This is a genomic window from Syntrophorhabdales bacterium (genome assembly GCA_035541455.1).
In the GTDB taxonomy this organism is placed as follows: domain Bacteria; phylum Desulfobacterota; class Syntrophorhabdia; order Syntrophorhabdales; family WCHB1-27; genus JADGQN01.
Genome location: DATKNH010000020.1, coordinates 41,627 through 62,885, shown reverse-complemented (window position 1 = coordinate 62,885; position 21,259 = coordinate 41,627). Strand labels below are relative to the sequence as shown.

Here is a 21,259-nt window from a genome sequence, read left to right as displayed (position 1 = left end):
CGCTTACGCTCCCGACACATATTCACCGAGAGAATCAATAAAATCAGGCGAAGGCCGGTGAAAAAAGATGCCCTCGCTGCAGCCCGGTCTGATGCCCCTGAGGAAGAGGTAGTAAACGCCGCCGAAGTGAGTAGTATACGAGTAATCTGGTATCCGCAATTCCAGGAAGCGATGCAGGGCAAGCGTGTAGATATGGTATTGGAGCGTATAAAGCTCCTGCGCCATCACCTGTTCTAGTCTTTCTGCCCCGTAGTCCACCGCTTTCGGGCCCAAATAATTTGATTTCCAATCGACAAGGTAATATTTGCGATCGTGCTGGAAGACGAGGTCTATGTAGCCTTTGAGTATACCCTTCACCGGCTTGAATCCGAGCCTCCTGATGAGAGAGCCGGTAGAGCCCGTACTGCGGCCCGCCCGGGAGGTGAAAAGAGTTCCCAGCGCATCAGGCGTGATCAATGACAGGGGCAGGTGGAACTCCAGCTCATGAATACGATGGGAAGGCGCGAGGGTCGAAAGGGTGAGAGAGCTCTCCTTCTCCAGTGGAGCGGTCAGGACGTCCTTAACCATTAGGCAAACAGTATCTGTCCAGTCCGGAGCAAAACCATAACGGTTTAACATCGCAGACACCAGTGCCCGTGCGTTATCCGATTCAAAACAGGCAAAGTCGAGCCGCTCGAAAATAGCGTGCAGGCAGTTTCCTGCTGTCGCTCCTGCGGGGAAGGAAAAGATGGAAGTCTCTTCGGCTTCAGGCACACGCTCAGCTTCCTCCCACGGCAAAGCTTCCCCGGTACGCCCCTCATCTCGGTCGGGCACATCTGCCGCCTCCTCTTTTCCTGAGGTAATCGCCGAAAAGCTGGAAACCCGCCAATCCAGCTCGATGCCTGTTGTAAAACTTCTGGCGGTGAGAAATTCAGGTTGCTGCTGTGATGTGAGCCCGGGGGACACCTCTTCCTCCGGAGGGGGTGCTATTTCAATAGCGCCCTGAGACCCTTGTGCAATAGTCTCGATCTCGGCGAGGAGATCTTGATCCGGGCTCTCCTTGACGTGATTTCCAAGCTCCGACAGATTGCAGCCCCCTGAGGCTTCACCGTGAAGCAGGTACGCGAGCGCCGACGTCTCGGAATCCTTAATGCAGCCCCATGCCATGTAACATCTGTTCTTCGCGCGCGTGAGCGCCACATAGGTCAGCCTGATGTTCTCTGCCAGCTGCTCTGTTCGGGCACACTCCATTGCCGCTTCCTCCGGGTTAACAGACACATCAACAACCGAGCAATATTCCTCCTCCCTGGGATGATAGGCGAACACCGGTTGTTCAGACTTGGAATCACCCCACAGGAAGGGGCAAAAGACTATGGGATATTCAAGACCCTTACTCTTGTGCACGGTTACGATTTTCACTGCCAGTTCATCTGTCTCCAGTCTCATCTGATGCTCGTCGGGCGGAACATCGCCGACCGACTGGCGCCTCTCAGCCAGCCATCCGAGAAGCCCCTCCATGCCCAGTTTCTCCTCTGTTGAGGCCCTATGGAGAAGTTCGAGTACATGGAGCAGATTGGTCACACGCCGTTCTCCGTCAGGGAACGACCCCAGGAGCCGCTTCACGTGTTCGCGCGCAAGGAGCGTCCGGGCCATGCTGATGAAGCCCGCATGCGACCAGAGCAGCCGGTACTCTTCGAACCGTGTGAGCCACTGATCCCAGAGAGGTTCATTCTCCATGAGGGCAGCGAGTTCGTCTCCTGTGACGCCCAGCATTTTCGTTGCCAGAGCGGTCCTGAGCCTGCCGTCATCGGAGGGATCGGAGACCGCCTGCGCTATGCGCTCCAATTCACGGGCTTCCTCGCTCGTGAATACAGACTCGCCGGTATAGATGACAGCAGGTATATTCACGCGCCTTAACGCGGCCTGCATCCCCTGTGCTTCCCGGTTAGTACGCACGATCACCGCCATGTCTCCGGCACCAACAGCACGTCCGCCTAGATGCATTTCGTTCCTTCGGCCTGCTTCGAGAATTCTTCCAATTTCAGCACAGACAGCCCTGTAGAGCATCTGTCGCGCAGCACCTCTTGTAAGCGGCTTTCCATCCTGCCGGTTAAGGAACCACACTTTGAGCGGTGAAGCATCCACGCTACCCTTTATGGTGAGCTCCGCTGATGCTACCTCGCCCTCCTTAACCGGCACGTACCGCACCGGCTCAAGAAGAAACGGGGCTTCACATCTGCCAAATAAAGAGTTGACAGCCCTGATGAGCGGTTCTGAAGACCGCCAGTTCCTGTCGAGGGTGAAGCGCTCCGCCACATCACCCGAGGCTCGTATGTACGAGAAGAGATCAGCTCCCCGGAACCCAAAAATGGCCTGCTTGGGGTCGCCTATGAGAAAGACAGCTGACCCTTCGTGCCCGTAGATGCGCTTGAATATAGCGTACTGCAGAGGATCGGTGTCCTGAAATTCGTCGATGAGCGCAGCCTTATATTGCTTTCTGATCTCTGCAGCAAGCTCCCCTCCTCCCTCTCCCTCAAGGGCGCCGTGCAAATCGAGCAGGAGATCGCTGAAAGCGCGTACATTCTTCGCCAGTTTTCTCTTTGACGATTCGCGCCTTACGAAGCCGATCAGTTCCTTGCGAAGCTCCGCTACTTCCCGCTCGCAACCCACGGTCGCCTCTTCCAGCCGGCTGCGCAGCAGCTCGCACTGCTTGAAAAAGGGATGCGCCGGAGGAGAGGCCTGTTTCTTTACTGCGCCGGCCCTGACAGGTGGATCAAAGCAGAAGTAGTTAAGGGTATCGGGAACGGGCAGAAAGTAGCCGGATGAGAAATAACTGTCAAGCTCCCGAACGACCCTATCCACGGCTTTCTGTGTATAGATGGACCGGCTGAGGCCCGGATCATTCGCGAGGATATGATATATATCCTGGCGTGACGTCCCCCAGGAAATAGCGGCATCGGCGAAGAGCTCGGAGCAGTCCCGCTCCAATCCCTGTAGCGCAGCGTTTCCCGCAGTGCATGCTCCCCTCAACACGCGTACAAAAGGGTCTCTGACGCAGAGGCGCGCCAGGTCCAGAAGTTCTTTCGGGTCAACATATTTCCGGATGCAACTGAAGAGCTGGGCCGAGCCCTGATAAAATTGAATTCTCCAGAAGTCGTGGATGACTTCCTTGATCATATCGGTTTCGTCTTCCACCAGCTCAGTATCAAATAAGCAGCCGCTTTCGAATGCGTGAGCATGCAGGGCCCGCAGGCAAAATCCGTGAATGGTAAAAATAGCACTCTCGTCGAAGCTTCGCAGAGCGTCCATCAACAGGCGTCTGGACCGCTCATGATTGGCTGTGCGCGACAGAAGACCCGCGAGAAAAGGATCGCCATCTGATCCGTGTGCAAAAGCTCGAAGCGCATCCTTGATCCTCGCCCGTATCCTGCTTTTGAGCTCATCCGTTGCTGCCTTGGTGAACGTAACCACCAGGATCTCTCCGGTGGAAAGACCTTTTTCGATGAGCAGCCTCAGATAGAGCCCTGCCAGGGCATAGGTCTTACCCGTGCCGGCGCTTGCTTCGATGAGGTTCCACCCCTGCAGAGGGACATCGAGCGGCTCGAACGTTAGTTGAGGAGATTCGGGAGGCTTTACACTCATCATGCCTTCTGCCTGCGTTCCAGTAAAGGATCAAGAAGCATCCGTGATACTTCCCCGAAAGGACCGTCAAAAAGCGCAGTCCCACTGAAGCAGAGATTGAGATAGGGATCCTCGCCCTCACCACGAACCGATGGCGGAGACCCTTCCCACTTGGCCCGTGCAGCGCTCGTGGCATCAGCAATATCGTGATCCCTCTTTATTCGTTCTGCAAATGCGAACGAAGATTCCGGAAAAAATCTGAGGGGCTCGCTGAGGCCCTGCCAGTAGCAGCGGAGGAGCGATTCGATTATCGTTGCCGCGTTTTCGACAGGCTCAAAGCGCCACGCCTTGTCCGTGGCAATACAGCGACTCGTACGCGGGTATTCGGGATTTCCCATCATGTTAAGGATCAGGTGATCGATCCACGCCCCGAACTGATATTTGCCCCTGTCTTTTGCAAAACGGTAAAAAAGACTCCCCGACGACCAGATATTATCGAGACGGCCTGATACTCTGAACCCACCGATCTCAAAATCCACCGCGAGAGGCGCCAGAGGCAGCGTGGCAATATGCGGCTTGATCACTTCCGCATATGTCTCTACCCTCCTCTTCAAATCTGCGAACGCCAGGTCCCCGGGCACTCCCGGAGGAAGAATGCCTTGCGCACGCACCACATCAAGGTAGTGATCCAGCTCTTGACCGGACAGGGCACGTTTGAGCAACAGGCCCCCAAGAGCGTACTGATCGAGCCTGTCAATCGTAAAGGGCTCCTCCCCCTCGAGAAGACGATCGGACTCTTCCAGGTACATCCCGAATCTGTACCTGAGAAAGTAGCGCGCAGGATTCTCATAGAACGTTTTCAAGTCCTGTATCGAGACGTGCTTCCATTCCGGCGGCGGCTCTTTCAATGGTGCTGCTATAAAGGGAGGAGCTCCCTGGTGTGGTTGTGTCCGCGCTATTGCCGTTTCCAGATCCTCCTGCGAGTAACTGAGCAGCAGTTCGTTACTATCAAAATACGAAAAATTGAATGGTTGTAGTCGGTGCTGTGTAATGAGAAAATCTGTCACGGAAGATTTGTCTGAAGAAAAACCCTGCTCACAATAATCAATGAGCTCGCTTACGAGCACCGACGGTGGGATCGTACTGTTGTCCTTGATGCTCTGGCCCACGTAGCTGATATAAAAAACATCGCGAGCGGAAAGCAAAGCTTCCAGAAAGAGATACCGGTCCTCATCGCGCAGCGAACGGTCGCCTGGCTGTGGGTCCTGCGCGATCAGGTCAAAGACAACCGGGCTTTCCTCCCGCGGATAAGCGTCATTGTTCAAGCCGATCAGAGCCACTACTCGAAAGGGGATGCTTCTCATGGGCAGCATCTCGCAAAAAGTAACGCCGCCAGTGAGGAATCCCGCAGATCGCTTCTCAGTCTGAAACCGTGTCGAGAGATAGTAGCGCACCACGTCGATCTCCACCGGCTGTTCGAATCCGGAGAGCTCCTGAAGATGGAGCAGTTTTTTGAGCTCATTCCTCAGGAGCTGTGTATCCCCCGCATTTTCCGCAGTCTCTGTGATGAAGGCAGATCTCAACGAATCGAGCGTATCTCCCCACTCAGCGAGCGCGCGCGGTTTGTCGAGCGTTCGGACCGTGCCGAACAGCTGCTCCAGAAATTGAAGAAATTTACCGAGTATCATTGCATCGCTCCCCTCAACACCGTAAGGAAGCGTGCTCAGAAAGAGGCTCTCATCATCCCCCCGCAACGCATAACCAAGGATGAGTCGCTGCATGCCGGCTCTCCAGCTGTTCGCTTCAAAGGGCGGTACACCAAAAGCAGCCCTGTGCTCTCCGTCGATACCCCACCGTATCCGTGTGTCGAAAATCCATCGGTGAATCACATCGATCTCTTCGGCCGCGAGGCCAAACCTGTCCCTCACAATATCCGCATTGAGTATGTCCATGACCTCTGAGGCCTGAAGCCTGCTCCTCGAGAGACCAGTGATCTTCAGGAAGATATCTATGACCAGGCTCTCCGAGGGGAGACTCCTGTCCGCAATGGAATAAGGGATTCGCTTCGACTTCTCCTGACAAGCATCAAAAACCGCAGAGATGTACGGCGCATACATTTCTATGGCAGGCGTCATAACGAGGATGTCCTTGGGGGTAAGGCCCTTGCGCGTCTCGAAAAGGTAGAGCAGCCTGTCATACAGTATCTCGATCTCACGCCACGGGCTGTGGCAGGCGTGGATCTGCAAGGAAGAGTCTGCAGATTTGACCGCTGTCTGAGGGCTGTCCTGCCCCCTGTTTCGCAAGGTCAGTATGTCAGACTGGATGGCCGAGAGCAGTGAATCTTCTCCCGGATCGATAAAATCAGACGAGGGTTCCGGCTGTAGGTCGAAAACAGCGCGAAAGAAATCCCGTCCCAGTCTTCCAAACGATGCAAGCAAAGGATTGCCTACGTCAAAGTGTAAATCCGCACCGGAGGAAGACTTCCCTGCTTCCGCCCTCTCTATGCTGACAATCTTTCTCTCAGGTACAATGTCTGCCCAATATTCCTTCGAAGGATTAAAGAGAAAGAGATGAACCGGGATGAGGTTCGCAAGGGCTTTGATAATCTCCAGGTGATAACGAGGCAGAGTCGGTATGCCGAAAATAGAGAGGCGCTCCGGCAGGCCGCCTCTTCCGCGGGAATCGTCCGCGCTGCGTGCAGGGGGTGTTTGCTGCCAGGAGCAGAGTATTTCCAGCGCGCTCCGCCAGATGCCCGCGCGATGCGCGCTCCCCTCTCCTCGAAAGAGGAGGCGCCAAAGTTGTGCCTGCCAGTGGTTCTCGATACCCCTGTCCCATCCGAGCGCCTGTTCCGGGCGGTAGATCGCGTATGCATCAAAGACATCTGCAATGCGCTCTGCCAGCTGGAGGTTCTTGAGGTTGTGCTGGCCATCAGCAAGGTAGAAGCGCAAGCTCTCAAATCCTTCCCGATCAAGGCAACCGGGCAGTATGTTCATAATACGCCATGCGTTTACCTGCGGATTCAGAATCTCCAGGTCAGTCACATTACCAGCCACCGCCCTTAATACTTCCCACATGAAGCGATTTGGAAAAGGGAATCGGCAATTGGCCCAGACACCAAGCCTCGCTGCGAGCTGTATCGACAGCCAGCGCTCCATGCCCCTGCTCTGGACAACAATCACCTCACTTACCAGGGGCGAGGAAAGAGGTACCGCAACAACCCCTGCCAGCTGTTCTACGAGCCTTTCCATTCGATTGCTGGTGTAAACGTTGAGCCCTGACATCAAACATATAATAGCAGACTAATGCGCAACGGCCAAACAGGCATCAACCTCCATTGTAATGGGGCGATATATTGTTTTTGTGATCAGGTGTGCTATATAGTTAAGAAAGATCCTAGCTAGCGCTCAAGGAGCAAACTCAATCATGAAAAGGAACGGAAAGGGAAGCGGGAGAAAAGAGACGGGCAAAGTGCATGCTGACCAGGAGACGCAGGAGATTAAGAAGCTCTGGGAGTCCATGCCTGAAGAAGCACGGGATGAATTGATGCGCCTTGCTGAGGAAACCGACTCTGAAGACGACTTTGTCAGGGCTGTTTTTGTTGGTGACTGTCCGCGCTGCTCAAGCGCAGATACAGGCATGCCGGATGGCCCCGATGGTGAAGAGGACCTGACGGTGGGTGTCTGTGGAGCGTGCGGTTATATCTGGTGCCTCGAATGCGAGCGCGAGCTTGATGCGGGCGCACCCTGCGGTCATTGGGCCATTTGTGAGAGCTGCGACGAACTGGAGGATGAGTCGGGAATCTGCAGCACATCTCCTGACGAGTGCGAGGTAATTCAGACCTGGCTTTCGCAGAAACGGTCCTAGACAGACCCCGCAAGCGACGGGAATGGAATCGCAATAGCACTCACAGGACACTCTGCGGCGCAGAAGCCACACTCCTCACAGAACTCGTCCTCCACGCAGGCGCACTCGTCCCTCAGGACAAGGGCTCTGGGCGGACAAACTTCGATGCAGGCGCCGCAACCGGTGCATGCTGTTTTATCGATAACAGGTAGCATCAGATTGTAATCCCCACTCTAAAACCATCATGGATAGCGTTGTTGAGTCGCCTCGGTCTTTTCGCGTCGCCGGCAACATAGATCTCTTTCTTCGAACCCTGAAGCGCGCCAGACCACCAATCGGCCGGCTTTCTCTGCGCGGCAACTATGGCATTCACGTCCAGAATAGTCTCCCCCTTAGCCCCTGATACTCGGGCCCTAGTCCCGTCTATGGCGAGAAGGCGGCACCCTCTGAGCAATGTGGCCTTGCCTTCTTTCAGTCTTCTCATGTATCCCCAGAGATAGAAGGGATTGACATCCCTTCCCAACTTCGCTCCCTCTTCGACAATAAAGAGATTGAAGGCACCACCCTTCCTGAGGAGAAAAACAGCCACACCGAGTGCGACTCCGTCCCCACCGAGAATGAGTATATTGCCGGAGGGCGTAATGCCTCCGGCAATGATGTTCCCCGGAGAGAAAACAGGAAGTGCGCCGGCGCCTGGCGGGATGCTTTCAGTCGCACCAGAGGTAATAACAATGGCATCAGCCTCTTCCCCTGCGAGGGCTTCGGAAGTCGCCGCGTATCCGGTCCTCAGCTCCACGCCTGCTTTCAGACACGCGTCCTCCAGATACTGCACGGGACGCAGAAGTTCTTCGGCACCTTCATCCACCTGGGACGCAAGAAGTAGCGCGCCACCGACATGTGCACTCTTTTCCCAGAGTGTCACCTTGTGGCCTCGCTGAGCCGCAACTGCAGCGCATTGCAGGCCTGCCGGTCCTCCGCCCACGACGATCACTTTTTTCTTGCGGCCTGCCGGCGCAAACCCCCGGTATCCCCACGAGGTTTCTCCTTCGTGACCGAGTGTCGGGCGTACTGAACACATGAGGGGTTGATGAAAATAGAGACGAGAAAAACAGAGATTGCACGCAATGCAGGGAATGATCTCCGACTCCTTCTTCTCGGCAATTTTTCTCGGTAATCCAGGATCTGCAATCATGGGCCTGCAGGCTTCCCAAAAGTCGATTGTACCGGACGCAATAGCCTCTTCCGGAACGTCGGGAGTGAACTGGCGAAAGGCCATCATGACAGGAACCTTTGCCGCCTCTTTCACTTTACCCGCTACCCACAGCCAATGACCCATCGGCACATCTCGTGTTATGACAGGGACAGACGATTCGTGCCATCCTATGGTCACACTCAGGTAGTCCGCTCCCGCTTCCTCTGCTATGCGGAAGCTTTCCAGGCTCTCTTCCAGCGTATTCCCTCCACGGTCATCGAGGAGTTCCAGGCCGCAGAGGCGTATCCCAACGGGCACATTCTTTCCCACTTCTGCCTTGACCGCTCCCAGCACCTCGACCATCAGCCGGCACCTGCTCCTGATATTACCACCGTACCCATCCTGCCTCTTGTTTGTATAGCGAGAGATGAAGGTGGAAAGGAGATAGCCCACGATACCGGAGATCTCTATCATATCAAAACCTGCGTCAACGGCTCGCCGCGCAGCCCTCACGTGATCAATTACCGACTGCCTTATCTGAGAGACGCTTATCTCGCGGGGCGGTTTGAAATAGGAGAGTTTCTGCGGCACGACCGATGGCATCAGGCAATAGTCGAGGTCTACGCCGCCCTCCCGCCCGCAGTGCAAAAGCTGAAAACAGGAGAGGGCCCCGTTTTTCTTTATCACCTCTGCAATTCGAGAAAGCCCTGGTATGAACCGGTCGTCGTAGGCGGCCATCATACCTTTGAAACCTTTTCCCTCACCCCTCTCGTCCATGTAGGCACCCTGCGTGGTCACTATGCCTGCCCCGCCCTGCGCCTGCGCTTCCATGTATGCCACTTCCCTGTCGCTGACGAAGCCGTCACCGAACGGAAAGTTTGTCTCCGTCGCCGCATATTTGATCCGATTTGTCGTGACGAGCGTGCCGATGCGACCGGGAGTGAAAATGTGGGGATACTGCATGCGTTCGGCCCTCTTAATGGGATTTGCAGCTCTGCTCGAAGGGCGGCCAGCGCCTGAAGCTTCACGAAGTAGGTATCATACGGAGAATTGCAAGTCAAGCTGACTTACGTGGCTGTGTCAACGCAAAGGAACTGCCCCTCTCCCAACGAATGCTCGCGCAGCCCCGTCATCTGGAAACTGTCATGACACGCAAACTTCCCGCGTCCGGAAGGGCTCGTATACGGGAAGCGCCGATGAATCTGGCGTTATAGAAGTCTGATGAAAGAGAATCGATTCTGACCCCCCCCTGATGCAGGGCTGACGCATGAATGAACTGGTCGTTACCCATGTAAATTCCGACGTGCGTCGGATTCAGGTCGTTCCTCCTGGTTCTGAAAAAAACCAGATCGCCTGTTGTCAACTCACCTCGCGAGATTCTTCTGCCTACTTCATATTGTTCTCTCGCCGTCCTTGGGAGAACAACGTCGACCGAAGAGAACATCCTCTTCACAAAAGCTGAGCAGTCGATGCCGCTCAAGCTGTTGCCGCCCAGCTTGTAGGGAACGCCTAACAGAGCTTTGGACTGATTAATCAAGCCTGAGCGTTCTTCGTCGTTCAGCCAGGGTCGGCCGATGGCCTGCGATTGGACCAAGACGGCGTCTTTCGTTTCTATGACAACGTGGTAGTGCCTGCTGGCAGGCTTGATATTCGTGAAATGGTAAGAACCGGTTTCGTCCACGTACCCGTAAATACTGGCACAAAGGGTCATGGGGCCGAAAAGGCAGACCAGGAAAAGGATCAGGCTGCAATATATCGGGTACACTGGATGCCCCCTTGGAACATTCCCGTTAGTGTGGATATGCAATTATCCTGCCTGGCACGCAGAGCCGGATTGGGTTCTCTTGGCCACTAGACGTCAACCTCTTGTAGCTTTAGTGAGGTGCCGGAAGTCCGTTGCTGCTTGTCAATCTGATATCGTCTACTGACTTCAATCCGCTCAGGCTTGACGTACACTCCCGGCGCCCTGAATCTTAGAGACTCGGTTCTTGGTTCAGCCCTCGGTGCATCTGGAAACCTCGCGGCAATGCTGCTGCTAACCCCGTCAATTATATTGTCTTCTATCTTCGACCACTCAGGGAAACGGAAACTGATCGTGTCGAGAATGGCCCCCTCCCTGTCGCACACCACTAGATTCAGCGTGCGTGAGAGTTCCTTTGGCAGATCGATCTCTGCGAGTAGCTTCACGTGGTGGGGCGACCTGCCTGACTTATGCGACGCCTTTAGCGCCTGCTCCATTTCTGCGTACGTGCGGCTCCCGGGCGGAGGCACATGCTTGATCCAGACTTTGAAGAGAGCGTTCTCGAGGTCACGCACGATGCCGTTTTCATCCAGAAACGCTTCCGTCCCGTCCTCATCAACACCTACATCGACCCACGCTTCTTTGTATGATCCTGTGTGCACCATTGTCCTTTTCTCTTTATCGGCTGTTTCGGCCATGATCTTAAGCATCTTAAGCACCCCATTCTGTCAGGACCGATTTTACGCACAAGCCCCTGCCCAATAGAGATGTTGACAAAAATGGTGGTTCATTTTAATTTAAGAGCATGAAAGGCAAAACGAGTTACAAAGATGCAGGCGTAGACGTCGGCAAGGCAGATGCGCTTATCAAGCGCATGAAAAAACGAATACAGGGGACGTTCAACCCCTTTGTTCTTTCGCCTATCGGGGCCTTTTCTGCGTTAACAGAGATCCCGTCAGGGTATAAGCATCCTTTGCTCGTCACGGCAACGGACGGAGTTGGCACCAAGTTGCGCATCGCTTTCTCTCTGAAGAAGCATAATACGGTGGGAATAGACCTGGTTGCTATGAGCGTGAACGATGTACTGACAATAGGCGCTCGTCCTTATTTTTTTCTTGATTATTTTGCGTGCGGCAAGCTGGACGAACGCATCTACGCCGAGGCGATCAACGGCATCTGCGCAGGATGTGAAATGGCGGGCTGCGCGCTTGTCGGCGGCGAGACTGCGGAGATGCCCTCCTTCTATCCCGAGGGCGAATACGACCTCGCAGGCTTCGTCGCGGCCTTTGTGGAGAAGGAGAAGATCATTGACGGATCCGCAATTACTGCAGGAGACAGCGTAATCGGCCTTGCGTCCAATGGACTGCACAGCAACGGATTTTCTCTTGCCAGAAAGATCCTTATCGAGAAGCACGGGCTCGGGGTGCGGGACAAGGTCAGCGGGTTGCACGGCAGAGTCTACGACGAGCTGCTGAAACCGACGAAGATCTATGTAAAGCCGGTATTGGCTCTCATGGACAAGGTCAAGATCAAAGGGATGGCCCATATTACCGGCGGAGGCCTGCCCGGTAATGTGAACAGGATTATCCCGGACAGTCTCTGCGCGCAGCTCACGGTCGCACGAGAAACACCTGATATTTTCAGAGTGCTCCAGAGGCTCGGTGGTGTTACCAAAGAGGAGATGTACGCGACGTTTAACATGGGTATAGGTTTTGTGATTGTGGTCAAAAAGGCTGACGAAACACGCGCAATCAAGGAGCTGCGCTCACTGGGTGAAGATGCGTTTCCGCTCGGGGCCATAGTAAAGACCAGGAGCGTAAAAAAAGTACTGATCACCGGCAACGTATAGACGTGCGCCCATAGCTCAATGGATAGAGTGCCGGACTACGAATCCGTAGGTTGCAAGTTCGAATCTTGCTGGGCGCACTCATCTTAATCGTCCATGGACAGAAGAAAAACTCGACAGATCACTGTGGGTAATGTTGCTATCGGTGGTAACAGCCCTATCAGCGTTCAGTCGATGCTCAAGACTGATCCGCAGAATCTTCCGGATACCTTGAACCAGATGAGGGAGCTGAAGAAGGTTGGCTGCGACCTGATTCGCATGGCTCTACCTCAACAGGAAATCTGCGCGAACATCCCCTTTCTAAAAAGGGAGATCGACATACCTATTATTGGGGATGTCCACTTCAACCACGCCATTGCGCTCGCGGCCATGGAGGCAGGCATCGATTGTGTGCGTATCAATCCCGGTACTATCAACAACACCCGAAAGGTAAAAGAGATTGCAAGGTTCGCCAGACAAACACACACACCTATCCGCATAGGAATCAACATCGGCTCTCTCGAAAAAAAAATACTCCGTAAATATCATCAGCCGAATGCGCAGGCAATGGTGGAAAGCGCTCTTTACTGCGTGAAACTTTTCGAGGATGAAGGGCATACCCAGCTCAAGGTGTCTCTCAAGGCGTCCGACATATTCCAGACAATCGAAGCATACAGGGGTTTTTCGAAAGCATCAGATTACCCGCTCCATATAGGAGTGACAGAGGCAGGTCCTATATTCTCCGGAGCGATCAAGTCGGCTATCGGCATCGGCATTCTCCTGAACGAGGGAATCGGAGATACGTTGCGCGTTTCCCTCACAGGACACCCTTCATACGAAGTGATAGCCGGTTACCACATCTTGCGCAGCATGCGCCTCAGGAAAAAAGGCATAAATATTATCTCCTGCCCGACATGCGGACGTTGCAAAGTAAATCTCCAGGAAGTAGTGGAGGAATTCGAGCGCGACGTCGCCCACATGGACCAGTGCCTCGACGTCGCCATAATGGGCTGTGAAGTGAACGGACCGGGTGAAGCCAAGGAGGCTGACATAGGCATAGCTTTCGGCAGAGATAAGGCGCTCCTGTTCCTCAAGGGAGAAATAAAAAAGACGGGCATACCCAGGGAACTCGCCAAGAACATTCTGATAGAAGAGATACACAATCTTTCCTGACCGCAGGGACAAGGGGCACCGGTCATGAAAAGCGAAGCCCGTGACGCACGTTCAAACTCTTTTCTCAGGTACGGAATTGTGGCAGATGGTACGTGCCTTCGACAGCGGCGGGCGGTGACGGCTATTTCTGTTCTGTCCCGTGACCCATGCCCCTAGAGCTGCGCTGCTTTTTTTACGATCATTATCCGCTGAATCGCAGTGACGTGAGTGAGAATTGCCAGGACAATAATCACCGCTTTCAAGAGACCCAAGCCTGTGAGTCTGACGAACACTTCATTGAAACAGAGACCGATTATAAGGAGTATGGTCCGCTCCGGCCGCTCAAGAATTCCGTTCTTACACTGAAGCCTGGCAGCCTCAGCGCGGGCCCTGATATACGATATGAGCACCATACCGATTGCGGCCACGAACGTCAGAATACAAAAAAGGTGGTCGCCATGCAGCAAAAAATTAACGAAAATTCCGAACGCAACAGAAAGGTCCGTGTACCGGTCAAGGACCGAATCGAAAAACCCGCCATAGGTAGTGACTTTGGCATAGTGCCGAGCGATTGCTCCATCAAAAAGATCGAACAAGCCGGAGAGCAACAGCGCAAGGCCCGCAGGGACAAGCCAGTTGCTCACTGTAAATAGAAGGCAGACAAAACCGAAAAGGAGTCCTATAACACTGAGAAGATTGGGTCTGGCTGCGTCACCTCGAAAAAAGAGTTGATACACCCGCAAGAGAAAAGGGTCGAGAGAATGGCCCACTCTGGAGCTTATCACGGCTGCCCGGTTCGCCTCTCTTCTCGGATTCTATCGGGCTCTCTCTCCACGAATAAACTCTTCGACCATCTTTCGTGCAACATCGTCGGGGTATTGTGTCATCGGGTGTTTCATCGTGTAAGCCGAGATGGATTCGAGGACCCCGCTCACTCTCCTGTCCCTTGCCACCTTGCAGCAACGAATTGCATCAATTATACATCCTCCGCTGTTGGGTGAGTCTTCAACGGAGAGCCTCAATTCAAGGTTCATGGGCACATCTCCGAAAATCCTCCCCTCGACCCTCAAGAAACAGACTTTGTTGTCATTCTGCCAGGGCACGTAGTCGCTGGGGCCCACATGAATATTCTCCGGCTCAATAGGAGCATCGAGGACAGACTGGATCGCTTCCGTCTTCGATATTTTTTTTGAGATCAGCCGCTCACGGTTGAGCATATTAAGGAAATCGGTGTTGCCGCCCGTGTTGAGTTGGTATGTCCTGTCTATCTTCACACCACGATCTGTAAAGAGCTTGGCCAGCATTCTGTGGATGATAGTGGCGCCGATCTGCGATTTGACATCGTCGCCGATGATCGGAATCCCCTTTTCTTCGAACTTTCTCACCCAGGCTCTGTCTGAGCCGATGAAGACAGGGATGCAATTGATCATACTTACGCCGCTGGCAAGGCAACACTCTGCGTAGAAGCGTGTGGCCTTCTCAGAACCGACAGGCAGGTAGTTAAGGAGTATGTCGACGTTCCTTTCTTTCAGGATGGCGGTCACGTCTTCAGGTTTCTTATCTGCGGGCACAAAGGTTCTTTCTGCCGGGTATTGCGCCATGTGGGGGGAAATGCCGTCGAGTGGATGGCCCATTGAGACGAGCACGTCCTTTCCCTGCACGCTCGTCATGATCACCTTGGTACAGTTCGGCGGCGCAAAAACCGCCTCACTGAGCGGTCTGCCTACCTTCCTCTTGTCTATATCAAACGCAGCAACGATGTTGATGTGCTCCGGGGTGTAGCCGCACACGTCGTAATGCATCAATCCTATAACATCACGGGCATTCCCCTTCGCATAATACGCGATTCCCTGGATCAATGAGCTCGCACAGTTTCCAATCCCCGCAACAGCTACCCGAATCTCGCGCATCAAATCACCTGAGGGTCCGTTTTTGTTCTTTTAAAATATTTGTCGGGAAAAGTCAATAATTTGGCCGCCAAATCCAGCCTGACAGTCAGGCGTTGCGGGGGTGCTCTGAAAGCCATCGCCCCTATGTTTCTCCCGCGCTCCAGGTTCTGCCTTGCTCTTATGACTCGGCGGACAAACCCAGCTCTCCGGCGCAGGAAAGAGGCCCGATTCTCATCTGTGATATGCTGCAAGTCCCATTTCGTACAGGTCGTTCCTTACTGTGTCATTAATCACGAAAAGCGGTAAATCTCTGACCACGAGCTTTGCAACAGCCTCCGGCCCCAGTTCCTCGTAAGCCACAATCTCGCATGAGAGCACCGCTTTTGACAGCAACGCTCCCGCACCTCCGGTTGCCCCGAAATAGACCGCCTTGTATCGCGCGATTGCGTCCTTCACTTCCTGGGACCTCTTGCCCTTGCCTATCATCCCCTTAAGCCCCAGAGAGAGAAGCCTTGGCGTATAGGCGTCCATTCTTCCACTCGTGGTTGGCCCTGCGGCTCCAATAGGCCTGCCGGGCAATGCCGGCGAAGGTCCGCAGTAGTAGATCACCTGCCCCCTGACATCGAAAGGAAGGGAGCCGCCGGCGTCCAGCGTTTCAATGAATCGCTTGTGTGCAGCGTCACGGGCGGTATAGATGGTGCCGCTCAAAAGCACCTTGTCACCAGCCTTAAGTTCCGTTACCATGCTGTCCGCGAGTGGCGTACTTATGCGCTTTATCTCCATAGATGCACCTCATATGGTAGCTTCTTTTATCCTGTGTGCGTGGCACTGTATGTTCACGGCTACCGGCAGCGAGGCTATGTGACACGGCCGTGATTTTATGTGGAGGTCGAGAGCCGTCACTCTCCCGCCATATCCTTCAGGGCCGATGCCCAGTTTGTTAACCTCTTCCAGGATTGAGATCTCCAGATCCCGCAGGTATGGGTCTTCGCTGCGCTGCCCGAAGGGGAGCATAAGAGCTTCCTTTGAAAGAAGCGCGCAGGTCTCAAAGTTACCGCCTATCCCAATCCCTATCGTGATGGGGGGACAGGGGTTTGGTCCGCCCTTCTTAACCATTTCCACCACAAAGCGCCTTACGCCTTCCGCCCCTTCAGAAGGCGTCAACATACGAACCTCGCTGTAATTCTCGCTCCCTCCACCCTTGGGCATGACCACAATCTTTATAAGCTCGCCCGGAACTATCTTCGCGTGGAGGATTGGTGGTGTATTGTCCCCCGTATTCTTTCTCGTAAAGGGATCGCAGGCCGATTTTCGGAGATAACCCTTCTGGTAAGCCCGACGCACTCCCTCTGTGATTGCTTCCTCAAAATCGCCACCGGTTATGTGTGTCTCCTGCCCTATCTCCACAAAGAGGATAGCAAGCCCGGTATCCTGGCAAATAGGTATTCCTTCTTCGCGAGCGATGCGAGCGTTGAGGAGCAGCTCCCGTATCACCTCTTTTCCTGCGGGAGATTCCTCCCCGTCCAATGCCTCTTCGAACCGTGCGACAACGTCGTTCGGGAGGTTATAATTTGCGTCTATAAAAAGCTTTTCAATAACATCCCGTATGGTCTCGACAGGTATCTCCCTCATGAGTCGCTCCTCAGGTTATTTACAGTCATAGATCCCGACGTGACCGTCAATGTAGATCATATCCGGCTGGGGATACTGTTCATTATTCTATAAACAATTACGAGAATATGAAACGGTTTTTTCAATGTATTACGTTTTTTGAGATTTGCCCGATAACCTTAAAAAGGGTATTCCTGCGGCCGGCGGCTGAAAATTGGGGAAGGTCCTGAGGCCGGCACTCGGCACCGAGCGCCTTGAGTGAAGCGCATAGGATACGATTAAGCGTTTGAAAAGATGATACATGCAATCTGAAAATAGTCTCACCGATGCCGATTTCATAGCCTTACGGGATTTAATCCACAAGAAGACCGGGATCTTCTACACTGACAGGAATCGGTATCTTCTGGAAGCGAGAGCGCGAGAGTTTCTTCGGCAGAATGGTCCGGAAGTTTCTTCCTGTATCGGTTCCCTTCTTAATCCTGCGACCGGCCCTGCTGAGTGGAACCGCCTCATAAGCAAGATCACTATCACCGAAACCAGTTTCTTCCGCGATCCTCTCCAGATCGCAGTACTTGCTAAGAATGTAATTCCGGAAATAGTGAAAAGGCGTGAGCAATCCGGCTCGAGACTTCTCAGGCTCTGGAGTGCGGGCTGTTCTTCGGGGGAAGAGGCCTACACGCTGGCTATACTCCTCGCGGAACACCTGAAAGATCAACTGACCGGCTGGAACATTACCATTTTCGCAACTGATATTAACGAAGAAGCTCTGGAAGCCTGCCGAAGGGCCGTTTACAAGACTTACGCTCTCAGAAACACAGCCCAGGAACTGAAGGGGAGATATTTTCGCACAACGTCTGATGAGAAACTGATCATTCGCGACGAACTCAAGAGGCTTGTGCACCCTGAGCGCGCGAACCTTACCGATGCAGCTGCGTGTAAAAAGTATGCGGGCGTCGACCTGATCCTTCTCCGCAACGTGCTCATATACTTTACCGCCACCACCAAGAGCGCCGTCCTGTGTACCTGTTACAACAATCTGAGAGACCATGGATACCTCTTCCTGGGACAGTCAGAGACAGTTTCGGGCAAGGACCATCCTTACAAGCGCATTGCATTCGCGAATACATTTGCCTACCAGAAGGCGCCGGAGCGATAGATAGCTACCGCCGTAGTCTTCAGTGATCAGTCAAGACCGCCGATCGCTCTTTTTTATTGAACCGGATGATCTAATAGTAGATAATTAATCCTGGCCCGATTACTGCGGAAGCAGATGTTAGCTCCTGCTGAATGCTGGAGATTAGAGACTGAAGGCGTTCCCATGAAAGCGTTCATAGCCGGCACGTCCATGCTGGGGTCAGCCCTCTTCCGAAACTGGGAGAAGGTTGTGGTCCCTACGCCCCTTGGGGTGGTACTGTTACGAAAATGTAAGAACTACCTCTTCTTGCAGCGCCACGGCGAACAAATGGTTCCGCCGCATAAAATCAATCACCTTGCAAACATGTGGGCATTGAAGAGTCTGAAGGTGAAGAGAATTGTAGCGTTCAACTCGGTGGGCAGTTTGCATGAGGAAGTGAAACCTGCAACGTTTCTCATCCCTGATGATTTCTTTTCGCCCTGCAGAATACCCACCTTTTTCGATGCAGAGATGCGATTCACCGTGCCTCGCATGAACGAAGCACTGGCAAAACAGCTTCTTGGATACTGCCGAAAGGTCAAGATGGACGTCAAGCTGGGCGGCGTCTACATTGAGGCTGTCGGACCCAGGCTGGAAACAAGAGCCGAGATACGTTTTTTCCAAACAACAGGGGACATCGTTGGGATGACGCTCGCATCGGAGGCGACGCTCTGTATGGAGCTACGTATCCCCTATGCGTCGGTCTGCTCCATTGACAATTATTGCAACGGAGTTACACGTAAGCCTCTCGCTCTCCCGGAGATCGCAAGAAATGCAAGAAAAAGCCAGCAGGCTTTTGAGCGGCTCATCAATGCTATCATCGGGGAGAATGGCCCATGAAGCTGCTGATAAAAGGCGCCATCCTCGATGAACGCGTAAGGGACATCTTTATACATGACGGGGTGATCAGAGAGATCTCGCCGGAATGCACTCAACCCGCAGACAGGATCATCAACGGCCGGAACAAAGTGGCCTTGCCCGCACTGGTTAACGGTCACACGCATGCAGCCATGACGCTCTTCCGCGGCTTCGCAGACGACATGCCTCTCAAGCAGTGGCTGGAAGAGAAGATATGGGTGTTAGAGGCAAAGTTGACCGATGAGGATGTGTACTGGGGGAGCAAGCTGGCCTGTCTCGAGATGATCAAGAATGGCATCACTCTTTTCAACGACATGTACTGGCATTTCGAAAGTACCGCGCGCGCTGCCCAGGAAATGGGTGTAAGGGCAATCGTGAGCGCGGTCCTGATCGATATGTTTGATCCCCGAAGGAGTGAGGAACAGATACATAAGAATATCGACCTTTTCCAGGCTGCCCGCAGGTATGGGCCGGAGGTGCGGTTCGCCCTCGGCCCCCATGCGGTATACACCGTTTCCCCTCAAAGTCTTGAGTGGGTCAAAGAATTTTCTGAAGAAAATGGCTGCTTAATCCACATGCATCTCTGTGAAACAGAGGAGGAGCTTCATTTTACAAAGGAAAAGTATGGCTGTTCCCCCGTTCAGTATCTGGACAATCTCGGACTGCTCTCCTCTCGATTTATCGGCTGCCACGCATGCTGGATCGACGAGGAGTCCTGTCAAACACTGGCTCGTACGCAGGCGAGGCTCGTACACAATCCTGTGTCTAATTTGAAGCTCAGTGTAGGGCGTCTTTTTCCTTACCACCTGATGCGCCGCTACAATATCCCGTACTGCTTCGGTACAGACGGCTGCTCCTCAAATAATCATCTCGATCTCATGGAGACCATGAAATTCGCTTCATTGCTGGCGAAATTTTCAACCAATGACCCGACGTTCCTTTCGGCAAGAGAAACGTTTGACCGCGCAACTGCAGTGGCAGCGGAGATTTTCTCCCTCGGAAACTGGGAAATCAAGGAAGGAAGCGCTACGGACATAATGCTGATCGACCTTGCCCGGGCTGAGCTTGTTCCCAATTTCCATGTGTACTCGGACATTGTCTATGCCTCGAATGGCTCGGTGGTTGACACAGTCATAGCGATGGGACGCGTGCTCATGGAGAATCGCTACGTAGAAGGTGAGGAAACCATTATGCGGGAGGCCCGAGCGCGGGCCAGAGCCCTTGTCGAGCGATGAGATTTGTCTGCGACGCTATGCTGGGGAAGCTGGCAAAGTATTTGAGGATCTTAGGTTTCGACGCAGAGTACCTCAGAGACGTGGCACTGCTCCAGCGTCATGCACAGCACGATGACCCACCCTATTTCCTCACCCGTCGCCGCAAAATTCCTCTTTACAGTCGGACGATTCACATCAACTCGGAGAAGCCGCAGGAACAGCTCCTCGAACTCCGGCAGTGGATCAAACCTTTCTTTGATCCGGATAAGGTGCTGGCGCGATGCATCAATTGCAATGTACCCCTTGTGGATGTCAATAAGGAGACCATAGAATATAGGGTGCCCGAATTCGTCTTTCACACCTACAGCACCTTTAAGATGTGTCCTGGATGCAACCAGGTCTACTGGGCCGGCACACATAGGGAGCACATGGCAAAAGTCATAGCGGAGGTGACGTCGTGAAAAGCGTTTTTCCTTTTGATAAAGTAGTGACAACGTTACGCCGCGTCTACAAAGACGACGCGCCCTCTGTGACGAAGATAGCCACTCGAAAGAGAGAGCCATTCTTAGTCCTCATAGGCTGCATCCTCAGTCTTCGGACAAAAGATGAAGTCACGGACATTGCTGCGGAACGGCTTTTCAAGAAGGCCGGTACTCCGGAAGAGATGCTGTCACTGCCCCTGGATGAACTGGAGCAGCTCATTTACCCTGTCGGCTTCTACAGGACCAAGTCTCGGACCATCAAAGAGATCTCAAAGACAATTCTGGAAGATTTTGGCGGTGAGGTCCCTGACACCATGGAAGCGCTCCTCTCTCTCAGAGGGGTGGGGAGGAAGACCGCCAACATAGTGATCACCGAAGGCTTCAATAAGGACGGCATAGCTGTGGATACGCACGTGCACCGCATCTCAAACAGGCTGGGAGCGGTACGCACAAAAACACCCAACGAGACAGAAGAGGTACTGCGCAGGACACTGCCTCGCAAATACTGGAAGATCTATAACATGCTGCTTGTCACTCATGGAAAAAAAACCTGCAAACCCATATCCCCCCTCTGTAGCCGCTGCGCAGTCTATGCGCTTTGCAGGCGGGTCGGCGTCACCCGCTCCCGCTGACATCAATCCGTCTGATGCCTCACGTAGCCTAGATCCAAATCACTGC

17 protein-coding genes and 1 tRNA gene are annotated in these 21,259 nt (G+C 53.6%); 9 read left to right on the top strand and 9 right to left on the bottom strand.

Going from position 1 to position 21,259, the window contains the following annotated elements; all coding sequences use genetic code 11:
- Positions 1 to 3: 3 nt before the first annotated feature.
- Positions 4 to 3,624: an exodeoxyribonuclease V subunit beta gene (gene recB / locus VMT71_02480; protein HVN22809.1), complete on the bottom strand. Its 3,621-nt coding sequence runs from the start codon at positions 3,622 to 3,624 to the stop codon at positions 4 to 6.
- Positions 3,621 to 6,881: an exodeoxyribonuclease V subunit gamma gene (gene recC / locus VMT71_02475; protein ID HVN22808.1), complete on the bottom strand. Its 3,261-nt coding sequence runs from the start codon at positions 6,879 to 6,881 to the stop codon at positions 3,621 to 3,623. The genes recB and recC overlap by 4 nt, the downstream gene beginning before the upstream one ends.
- A gap of 142 nt (positions 6,882 to 7,023) precedes the next feature.
- On the opposite strand from recC, the gene VMT71_02470 reads away from it, so the two are divergent.
- Positions 7,024 to 7,464: a hypothetical protein gene (locus VMT71_02470; protein ID HVN22807.1), complete on the top strand. Its 441-nt coding sequence runs from the start codon at positions 7,024 to 7,026 to the stop codon at positions 7,462 to 7,464.
- A 193-nt stretch (positions 7,465 to 7,657) separates the two neighbouring features.
- Here VMT71_02470 and VMT71_02465 read toward each other — a convergent pair whose 3' ends face one another.
- The 3 genes from VMT71_02465 to VMT71_02455 form a co-directional block, all read right to left on the bottom strand.
- Positions 7,658 to 9,598 carry an FAD-dependent oxidoreductase gene (locus VMT71_02465; GenBank protein ID HVN22806.1) on the bottom strand — a complete coding sequence of 647 codons (1,941 nt, stop codon included), beginning with the start codon at positions 9,596 to 9,598 and terminating at the stop codon, positions 7,658 to 7,660.
- A gap of 166 nt (positions 9,599 to 9,764) precedes the next feature.
- Positions 9,765 to 10,400, bottom strand: a complete 636-nt coding sequence (locus VMT71_02460) for a C40 family peptidase (protein HVN22805.1) — start codon at positions 10,398 to 10,400, stop codon at positions 9,765 to 9,767.
- An 86-nt stretch (positions 10,401 to 10,486) separates the two neighbouring features.
- Positions 10,487 to 11,086 carry a hypothetical protein gene (locus VMT71_02455; GenBank protein ID HVN22804.1) on the bottom strand — a complete coding sequence of 200 codons (600 nt, stop codon included), beginning with the start codon at positions 11,084 to 11,086 and terminating at the stop codon, positions 10,487 to 10,489.
- Between the two features lie 95 nt (positions 11,087 to 11,181).
- Here VMT71_02455 and purM point away from each other — a divergent pair, with 95 nt between their 5' ends.
- The 3 genes from purM (at position 11,182) to ispG (ending at position 13,374) form a co-directional block, all read left to right on the top strand.
- Positions 11,182 to 12,225 carry a phosphoribosylformylglycinamidine cyclo-ligase gene (gene purM / locus VMT71_02450; protein ID HVN22803.1) on the top strand — a complete coding sequence of 348 codons (1,044 nt, stop codon included), beginning with the start codon at positions 11,182 to 11,184 and terminating at the stop codon, positions 12,223 to 12,225.
- Positions 12,226 to 12,229: 4 nt separating this feature from the next.
- A tRNA-Arg gene (locus VMT71_02445) sits at positions 12,230 to 12,302 on the top strand.
- Positions 12,303 to 12,318: 16 nt separating this feature from the next.
- Entirely contained in the window at positions 12,319 to 13,374 is a 1,056-nt protein-coding gene (gene ispG, locus VMT71_02440) for a flavodoxin-dependent (E)-4-hydroxy-3-methylbut-2-enyl-diphosphate synthase (GenBank protein ID HVN22802.1), read from the top strand.
- 152 nt (positions 13,375 to 13,526) lie between these two features.
- Here ispG and VMT71_02435 read toward each other — a convergent pair whose 3' ends face one another.
- The 4 genes from VMT71_02435 to VMT71_02420 form a co-directional block, all read right to left on the bottom strand.
- Entirely contained in the window at positions 13,527 to 14,138 is a 612-nt protein-coding gene (locus VMT71_02435) for a CDP-alcohol phosphatidyltransferase family protein (GenBank protein ID HVN22801.1), read from the bottom strand.
- A gap of 30 nt (positions 14,139 to 14,168) precedes the next feature.
- Positions 14,169 to 15,263, bottom strand: a complete 1,095-nt coding sequence (locus VMT71_02430) for an inositol-3-phosphate synthase (GenBank protein ID HVN22800.1) — start codon at positions 15,261 to 15,263, stop codon at positions 14,169 to 14,171.
- Positions 15,264 to 15,473: 210 nt separating this feature from the next.
- Positions 15,474 to 16,025, bottom strand: a complete 552-nt coding sequence (locus VMT71_02425) for a Fe-S-containing hydro-lyase (GenBank protein ID HVN22799.1) — start codon at positions 16,023 to 16,025, stop codon at positions 15,474 to 15,476.
- A 9-nt stretch (positions 16,026 to 16,034) separates the two neighbouring features.
- Entirely contained in the window at positions 16,035 to 16,874 is an 840-nt protein-coding gene (locus tag VMT71_02420; GenBank protein HVN22798.1) for a fumarate hydratase, read from the bottom strand.
- Positions 16,875 to 17,154: 280 nt separating this feature from the next.
- Between VMT71_02420 and VMT71_02415 the strand changes: the two genes are divergently transcribed.
- The 5 genes from VMT71_02415 to nth all read left to right on the top strand — a co-directional run bounded on the left by VMT71_02415 (position 17,155) and on the right by nth (position 21,213).
- The gene (locus VMT71_02415; GenBank protein HVN22797.1) at positions 17,155 to 18,009 is read left to right on the top strand and encodes a protein-glutamate O-methyltransferase CheR; all 855 of its coding nucleotides are present in this window, start codon (positions 17,155 to 17,157) and stop codon (positions 18,007 to 18,009) included.
- 162 nt (positions 18,010 to 18,171) lie between these two features.
- Positions 18,172 to 18,867, top strand: a complete 696-nt coding sequence (locus VMT71_02410; protein ID HVN22796.1) for an MTAP family purine nucleoside phosphorylase — start codon at positions 18,172 to 18,174, stop codon at positions 18,865 to 18,867.
- Entirely contained in the window at positions 18,864 to 20,120 is a 1,257-nt protein-coding gene (locus VMT71_02405) for an amidohydrolase (protein HVN22795.1), read from the top strand. The genes VMT71_02410 and VMT71_02405 overlap by 4 nt, the downstream gene beginning before the upstream one ends.
- Complete coding sequence (locus VMT71_02400) at positions 20,117 to 20,560, top strand: Mut7-C RNAse domain-containing protein (GenBank protein HVN22794.1); 444 nt, start codon at positions 20,117 to 20,119, stop codon at positions 20,558 to 20,560. The genes VMT71_02405 and VMT71_02400 overlap by 4 nt, the downstream gene beginning before the upstream one ends.
- On the top strand, positions 20,557 to 21,213 hold the full coding sequence (gene nth, locus VMT71_02395) for an endonuclease III (GenBank protein ID HVN22793.1): 657 nt from the start codon (positions 20,557 to 20,559) through the stop codon (positions 21,211 to 21,213). The genes VMT71_02400 and nth overlap by 4 nt, the downstream gene beginning before the upstream one ends.
- The last annotated feature ends 46 nt before the right edge of the window (positions 21,214 to 21,259 follow it).